This window comes from Micromonospora sp. S4605, assembly GCF_003176715.1.
Taxonomy (GTDB): Bacteria; Actinomycetota; Actinomycetes; order Mycobacteriales; family Micromonosporaceae; genus Micromonospora; species Micromonospora echinaurantiaca.
Map to the genome: position 1 here is coordinate 35,961 of NZ_QGSW01000152.1, position 6,723 is coordinate 42,683.

Below are 6,723 nucleotides of genomic sequence, written 5' to 3' on the forward strand. Positions count from 1 at the left end.
TGGCATGCCCTAAGGCTGGAAGTACTCCGACATCAGCTGGCTGACCCACTCCGGCTGCTGGACGTTCACCGGCAGGAACTCGGTCATCGTCGGCTTCAGGTCGATGACGGGGGTGCCCGACACCGCGTCGAGGCCGACCACCGTCAGTTCGCGACCGCGCACGGATTCGACCCGGCAGCACGTCACCCCGATCCGGTTCGGCCGGCGGGGACCGCGACTGGCGAAGACGCCGACGGGCGGGAGGTCGGCGCGGCCGCGGTTCGGGCGGGGTTCGCGGTAGTCGTCGCGCTCTGAGAACTGGTCGAAGATGAAGAGGACCTCGACGTGGGAGAAGCCCTCCAGCCCTTGCAGGCACGCGTCGCCGAAGCGCTCGTCGATGGTGATCGTGCTGCGGACGGCGCCCCAGTGGTCGCTGTCCTGGGCATCCGTCCGTTCGTTCCGGACCGTACCGATCGGGTGGATCTCGAAGCTGAGCATGGAGAAGCTGTTCCCTTCAGTGAGTGCGATCTTCGGCCCAAGCGGCGTGACCCGTGGTCACGCGACGAGCAGGAGCACGCTGATCGCCACCATTAACGCGGCGGTGGCCGCGTGGACGCTGTAGGAAGCATGGGGGGTCATGGGACGATCACCACGCCGCCGCGGACGCCGCCCTGGGCCAGCCGGTCGTGAGCGGCCGCGGCGTCGGCGAAGGGGTACACGCCGGCGACCCGAAGCGGGATGTCGCCGCTGGTAACGAGTTTGACCAGTTTACCCAGCCGCGATCCGTCCGGTTGTACCTGCAGCGCGACGGTCCGGATGCTCCGCACCGGCTCCGGGCGAAGCGGAGGCGACGCGGCCACGTAGCCGCCGCCGTCGCGGACGAGGCCCAGCAGCGAGGGGCCGATCACCGCCAGGTCGACGACCGCATCGAACGTCCCTTTTGGGCCGTCGGAGCGCGACAGGAATGCCGCGCCCAGCGACTCCACGAACGCACGGTCGTCGGTTCCGGCGAGTCCCGTGGCGTGCAGACCGGCCGCGCGGGCCAGCGCCAGGACGAAGCCGCCGACCTGCCCGGCGGCGCCGGTGACGAGCACAGTCGAACCCGCCGGGAGCGCGAGCAGGTCGAGGGCCTGGGCGGCGGCGAGGCCGTTGGTCGGCAGGGTCGCCGCCTCGGTGGCGGGGACGCCAGCGGGTGCGGTGGTCAGCCAGGCCGCGTCGAGCATCACGTACTCCGCGTGGGCACCGACCGTGGTTTGCAGCCATGGCGAGAAGCCGATGACCTGGTCACCGATCGTGAACTGCTCGACTGCCGGGTCGACCGCGTCGACGGTGCCGGCCACATCCCAGCCGGGCGTGTACGGCAGACCGGTCGGCAGCGGGGCCGGGAACCGACCGGAGCGGATCATCAGGTCGACCGGGTGGACGACGGACGCAGCGACCCGCACCCGTACCTGCCCCGGCCCCGGCTCGGGCACCGGCACGTCGGCCACGTGCAGGACCTCCGGCCCGCCGAACTGTGCATACCTGACTGCGCGCATCGCTGTCTCCCTGGTGGGCTCTCGTGATCACCAAGACCGTAGGAATCAGCGGGCGGTGTCCGGAAGTAGGTACCGTGAAGTGCCTAGGGCACCGGGTGGAGGGCAGGATGGCGACGACGACCGCCGCACAACGCCGCGAGCAGGCCAAACGTGACTACGACGCGTTCCTGGAACAGTGCCCGACCCGCCAGCTGTTGAGCAGGCTTACCGACAAGTGGGTCGCACTGGTGATCCCGGCCCTCGCCAACGGCCCGCAGCGGCACAGCGAACTCGCCGCCCGCATCGCCGGCGTCAGCCAGAAGATGCTCACCCAGACCCTGCGCACGCTGGAGCGCGACGGCCTGGTCACCCGCACGGTCACGGCCTCGGTACCGGTCCGCGTCGACTACGAACTCACTCCGCTCGGCCATGAACTGTTTCCGGTCATGATCGCGATCAAGACCTGGGCAGAGACGCACATGGAGCGGGTCTTCGAAGCACGCGCCCAATTCGACGCACGCCCCTGAACCTCGCAGAGGCGGCGCAACGTGCCGCTCATCGGCCACGTGCGGACGCTTGGGGAGCCGCTGCCAACCCGGGTGAACCGATGCCAACGCGGGCGACCGCGCCCTGCCACTTGAGGCGAACCCCAGGTCGCTAGACTGGGCGCTCGCGCCCTCGTAGCTCAGGGGATAGAGCAACGGTTTCCTAACCCGACGGTCTGCCGGCGTCCACGGGCCGACGACCTGTGGCTTTCCTGCCGTCCCCCGTTGCGTACCGGTCGCTTCGCGGGCTCGCTGCGATCGCTTGCCGAAGATCAGCTGGAACGTTGTGGGTCCTGCGGGTGCAGCTTAACGTTGCCGCGAGTCGGGACCGAGTCACCCTTCCTCGTCGTCGAGCAGTTCGCGGCGCCACTCCGCGAATCGGCTTCGGAGATTGTCCAGCGCTGGCCCGGTGACGCCGTACTGGGCGAAGTCGTCGGGATCGAGTTGGGCGGCTTGTTCGAGGGCGTCGGCGAAGATGCGTGGGTCGAGGCCCCGGTCGGCGCGCTGCGCGAGGGCGAGTAGGTTCTCGCGGGTGTAGCGGCCGGATCGGAGTGTGGCGTCGATGTCGACAAAGTCGCGGGCGAACGCTCGTCCGTAGAGTGCGCTCATCTTGTTCGCGACTGCGTCGTCGGGGTGCAGTACCGGTCCGATCGCCATGAGGATCGGTTCGTTGGCGCGCCAGTCCACGCCGAGTTCGACCTTGGAGGTCCGCACACCGTCGGTGACGGCCAGTCGGGCGAAGGTGTCGTACTGCCGCTCGGTCTCGACGGTCAGGCCGTCGTCTCGGTAGGCGTGCACGACGGCGGCGACTGCGGCGGTGAACTCCTGCCGGCGGTCCCAAGCGGTGAACAGGTCGACGTCCTCGCTGGGCCGCTCCAGAAGCCCGGCGGCCTGGACCGCGTAACCGCCGGCCAGCGCGAAGCCGTATCGATCGGCCGCGCCGAGCCCGGTACGGGCGAGGCGTTCGTGGAAGGGGTCCACCGCTACACCGCGTCGCTACGGGTGGCGGCGAGTTCGGGGAAGGCTTCCTCCCAGCGCTGGCGGAGTTGGGGTGGCAGCCAGAGGGTAGGCCAGAGTCGCCGGAGGAGGTCGGCGTCGAGCCAGGCATTGAGGTCCTCGACCGTGCTGGCTTCGGTGAGCACCACCTTGTACATGCTGGCCAGGCGTGCGGGCCGGTTCAGGTCGTACTCGGCGTGCCCGGACCAGTCAAGATGGCGCGGAAGCGTCACCGTGCCGTCGGTGGGACCGTGCAGCGCGGCAAGGGTTTCGGCCACCACGTAGGGCTTCCGGTCGCCGTAGGGTCGGTAGTCCGCCGGCGGTTGGGGGGATGTCCTGCGCCGGTTGAGGTTGGTCGCCTGCCGGACTTCCGGTCGTAGTGCCTGCCGGATCGTCTCCCGGCTATACCCGGTGACCCGCTGCAGATCCACCGGCCGCCAGCCGGCCGCGTGAAACGCCCGCAGCTGCTCGTCCCGCTCGGTCAACGCCTGCGCTCGCGTCGCCTCGTACCGGGAGACAACCGCCTGCAGCTCATCCTCGGAGAACCGACCCATACCTGTCAGCCTACTACGCTAGGCCAAGCGCGCTTGGCCTTGGTGGTATCTCTGTGACTGGCGGACCAGCCATGGTGATCGCGATCGGATGCACTCATGTTCTCGTGAAGCCGAGTGCCCGGTATCCGGGCATGCGGCGGGGGAGTGAGGCGGCGAGGATGGGTGCGGCCGGGTCGTGGTAGTCGTGGACCTCGGCGAGGTCCTTGCCGGGCGCGGCGCGGATGACGCGGCCGGCGCATTGGACGAGTAGGCCGTCGTAGGAGATCGGGCCGGCGAGGAAGAGGGTGTCGAGGGCGGGGGCGTCGAAGCCTTCACCGATGAACGGTGTGGTGCCGATGACGAGTAGGCCGTCGCCGGTCTTGGCGCCGTCGAGCCGGTCGACGATGGTTCGCCGTTCGCGGGTGCTCATTGCGCCTTGGAGTACGAGCGGCTGGTGTCCGCGTGCGGCGAGCAGAGCGGTGAGTGCCTCGACCTGGGCGACCCGTCGGGTCAGGACGAGACAGTTGCAGCCACGGGTCAGGGCTGCGGCGACGTCATCGGCGATCTGGGTGTTGCGGGGCTCGTCGAGGGCCAGCCTTCGGTGGACCTCGGCGAGTGCGCCGGGCGCGTCCAGGTCGACGTCGCCGGGCTGGAAGGTGGTCTCGTGGATGAACAGCGTTCGACGAGGGCCCGGCGTCGGTGTGCATCGCGGCCGCGAGGGTGCCGTGTTCCTCGTCGGTCAGGGTGTGGCGGACGGGTCCGAGTTGCCAGGTGACGAGTTGGCCGAGGCCGTCGCGTCGGGTGGGGGTGGCGGTGAGGCCGAGCCAGAACTGCGCGGCGATCCGTTTAACCGAGTACTCGTAGGCTGCGGCGCCGAGGTGGTGGCATTCGTCGACGATGACGTGCCGGTACCCCTGGGTCAGGGTGGCGATGTCGTCGTGCCGGGCGAGGGAGGGCAGCAGCGCGATGTCTACCGTGCCGGTGAGCTTGCGTCGGCCGCCGCCGAGTTGGCCGGGCTTGATGCCGAGGAACTGTTGGATGCGGGTGCGCCACTGGTCGGCGAGGGCTTTGCGGTCGACGAGGACGAGGGTGGAGGTGTTGCGTTCGGCGATCACGGCGCAGGCCATGACGGTCTTGCCGGAGCCGGGTGGGGCGACCAGGATTCCGTCGTCGTGGGCGAGAAGCGCGCCGACCGCGTTGGCTTGCTTGCCGGTGAGTTCGGCGGTGAACGCGGTGTCGATCTCGGTCCCGGAGTTTCGTACGTCCGTGACGGCCAGCCGTGACCCGGCGTGTTCGACGATGGTGGCGATGGTGTGCCGCAGGCCCCGCGGGAGGATCAGGCGGTCGTCGAGGGTGAGGTCGTAGCCCTGGATGAAGCGTGGGGTGTCCCAGGTGGATTTGCGGAGTCGCTGCAGCTCGTAGAACTTCGGGTTGGCCATGGCGGCGGCGTGTTTGAACGTCGCCAGTGCGGCGGGGGTGAGCTGTCTGGCGTCGATGCTCAGCCCGGCACCGGCCTCCGCGTGGACCACCGGAGGTAGCGGAGGATGGACCTGGGTCGCGGCGGACCGGCTCATTGTGGCGATGTCGGCACCGGTGACGGCTTGTTTGGCTTGCCGGGCGATGTGTTCGGCGTCGCCGGGGGTGAGTCGGTCCAGCGTCGACAGGAATGCCCACTGGTCTGCGTGGGGCTCGAGGGTGCCGAGGTCGAGGAAGGTGGTGAGTCCGTCCTTGCGGCGGCGGCCCTGTAGCGGTGCGGCGATGAGGTTGCCGAAGCCACCCTCGGGCAGCACGTCCTGGTTGGGGAACAGCCGGTCGTACGAGCGGAGGTCCATCGATCCGCGCAGCACCATCGCCTCACGCAACAGGACGGTGCCGACGGTCCGCGCGGTGGCCGCGGGAACAGCGCCGGTGAGGAAGACCCACACATGGGCGCCGCGACCCGCCTGGGAAATCTCCAACGCGGCGGGCACCGCACTGGCCCGTGCCGCCTTCACGTACGCGAGGGCGTCGAGCACCGCCATCGGCCCGTCGAAATCGGCCACCACGAAGTGGTGGGCTTCCCCCTGAGATGTGGACACCCTGAGACTGGATGTTGGTCCAGAGGAAGGGGTGTCCCCGTTGGGGCGTCCATCGAAGTACACGGAAGAGTTCCGGCGTGACGCGGTCGATCTGGTTCGCTCGTCGGGGCGGCCGATCAATCAGGTGGCGCGTGAGCTGGGGATGAGTCACGAGACGCTGCGGAATTGGGTCCGCGCCGCCGATCGCCAGACCAAGGCCGCTGGGCCCGTCTCGGGTGGGGACGGGTTGTCGGTGGCCGACAAGGACGCCGAGATCGCCCGCCTGCGGCGTGAGAACGCGGAGTTGCGGCAGGAGAAGGAGATCCTGCGCAAGGCAGCCGCCTATTTCGCGAAGGAGATGGATCGGTGACCAGCCGCTTCCGGTTCATCTCCGCCCACCGTGCCGCGTTCGGCGTCAAGCGGCTGTGCCGGGTCTTGGCGGTGTCCCGCTCCGGGTTCTACCGCTGGACGGCAAGCGAGCCGGCCCGGCAGGCTCGCGCCGCCGACGAGGATGCCCTCGCCGAGCAGATCACCAGGATTCACGCCGACTCCGGTGGCACCTACGGATCCCCTCGGGTGACCGTCGAGCTGCACGAGCGGGGTGTGCGGGTCAACCGCAAACGGGTCGAGCGGATCATGCGGCAACGGGATGTCGTGGGTCGGCACCTGCGCCGCCGCAAGCGGACCACGATCCCGGATCCTGCCGTCCCGCCGGCGCCGGACCTGATCGGCCGGGACTTCACCGCCACCGCACCGGACCAGCGGTGGTGCGGCGACATCACCTACCTGCGCGTCGGTGCCGGCTGGTTGTATCTGGCCACGGTCATCGACATCGCCACCCGACGGCTGATCGGCTGGTCGATCAACATCCACATGCGCACCGACCTGATCATCGACGCCCTCGACGCCGCGGTCGCCGCCCGCGGCGGCCGAGTCGACGACGTGATCTTCCACTCGGACAGGGGCGCCCAAGGCGAATTCAACTGATCGTCGCAACACCTCGACCACGGAGGTTTGCGATGGGGCGCGGTAAGAAGCAGATGCGTGGCGTGCCGGTTGGTGCGCGTCGCCAGTGGGCGTCGGATCGGGCGTTGCG

10 protein-coding genes are annotated in these 6,723 nt (G+C 69.3%); 4 read left to right on the plus strand and 6 right to left on the minus strand.

The features are described from left to right. Nucleotides 1-9 precede the first annotated feature (9 nt). Nucleotides 10-477: an SAM-dependent methyltransferase gene (locus tag DLJ47_RS10930; protein WP_109899924.1), complete on the minus strand. Its 468-nt coding sequence runs from the start codon at nt 475-477 to the stop codon at nt 10-12. On the opposite strand from DLJ47_RS10930, the gene DLJ47_RS37470 reads away from it, so the two are divergent. Beyond that, the gene (locus tag DLJ47_RS37470) at nt 476-601 is read left to right on the plus strand and encodes a hypothetical protein (RefSeq protein WP_255562307.1); all 126 of its coding nucleotides are present in this window, start codon (nt 476-478) and stop codon (nt 599-601) included. The two genes, DLJ47_RS10930 and DLJ47_RS37470, sit on opposite strands and share 2 nt — an antisense overlap. A gap of 13 nt (nt 602-614) precedes the next feature. Here DLJ47_RS37470 and DLJ47_RS10935 read toward each other — a convergent pair whose 3' ends face one another. Next, complete coding sequence (locus tag DLJ47_RS10935) at nt 615-1,517, minus strand: NADP-dependent oxidoreductase (protein ID WP_109899925.1); 903 nt, start codon at nt 1,515-1,517, stop codon at nt 615-617. Between the two features lie 107 nt (nt 1,518-1,624). On the opposite strand from DLJ47_RS10935, the gene DLJ47_RS10940 reads away from it, so the two are divergent. Then, on the plus strand, nt 1,625-2,023 hold the full coding sequence (locus DLJ47_RS10940) for a winged helix-turn-helix transcriptional regulator (protein ID WP_109899935.1): 399 nt from the start codon (nt 1,625-1,627) through the stop codon (nt 2,021-2,023). A 351-nt stretch (nt 2,024-2,374) separates the two neighbouring features. Here the strand turns inward: DLJ47_RS10940 and DLJ47_RS10945 are convergent, their stop codons facing one another. The 4 genes from DLJ47_RS10945 to DLJ47_RS10955 all read right to left on the minus strand — a co-directional run bounded on the left by DLJ47_RS10945 (nt 2,375) and on the right by DLJ47_RS10955 (nt 5,648). Beyond that, complete coding sequence (locus tag DLJ47_RS10945) at nt 2,375-3,022, minus strand: nucleotidyl transferase AbiEii/AbiGii toxin family protein (RefSeq protein ID WP_109899926.1); 648 nt, start codon at nt 3,020-3,022, stop codon at nt 2,375-2,377. 2 nt (nt 3,023-3,024) lie between these two features. After that, nucleotides 3,025-3,591 (minus strand): hypothetical protein, encoded by a 567-nt coding sequence (locus tag DLJ47_RS10950; protein ID WP_109899927.1) that lies wholly within the window; start codon nt 3,589-3,591, stop codon nt 3,025-3,027. Nucleotides 3,592-3,685: 94 nt separating this feature from the next. Next, the gene (locus DLJ47_RS37735) at nt 3,686-4,240 is read right to left on the minus strand and encodes a DEAD/DEAH box helicase (protein ID WP_342447631.1); all 555 of its coding nucleotides are present in this window, start codon (nt 4,238-4,240) and stop codon (nt 3,686-3,688) included. Next, nucleotides 4,125-5,648, minus strand: coding sequence for a TOTE conflict system archaeo-eukaryotic primase domain-containing protein (locus tag DLJ47_RS10955; RefSeq protein ID WP_233257772.1), 1,524 nt, complete (start codon nt 5,646-5,648; stop codon nt 4,125-4,127). The genes DLJ47_RS37735 and DLJ47_RS10955 overlap by 116 nt, the downstream gene beginning before the upstream one ends. A 40-nt stretch (nt 5,649-5,688) precedes the next feature. Here DLJ47_RS10955 and DLJ47_RS10960 point away from each other — a divergent pair, with 40 nt between their 5' ends. Both DLJ47_RS10960 and DLJ47_RS10965 read left to right on the plus strand, forming a co-directional pair. Then, nucleotides 5,689-5,997, plus strand: a complete 309-nt coding sequence (locus DLJ47_RS10960) for a transposase (protein ID WP_158289810.1) — start codon at nt 5,689-5,691, stop codon at nt 5,995-5,997. Next, nucleotides 5,994-6,614, plus strand: coding sequence for an IS3 family transposase (locus DLJ47_RS10965; protein ID WP_109899928.1), 621 nt, complete (start codon nt 5,994-5,996; stop codon nt 6,612-6,614). The genes DLJ47_RS10960 and DLJ47_RS10965 overlap by 4 nt, the downstream gene beginning before the upstream one ends. Nucleotides 6,615-6,723 lie beyond the last annotated feature (109 nt).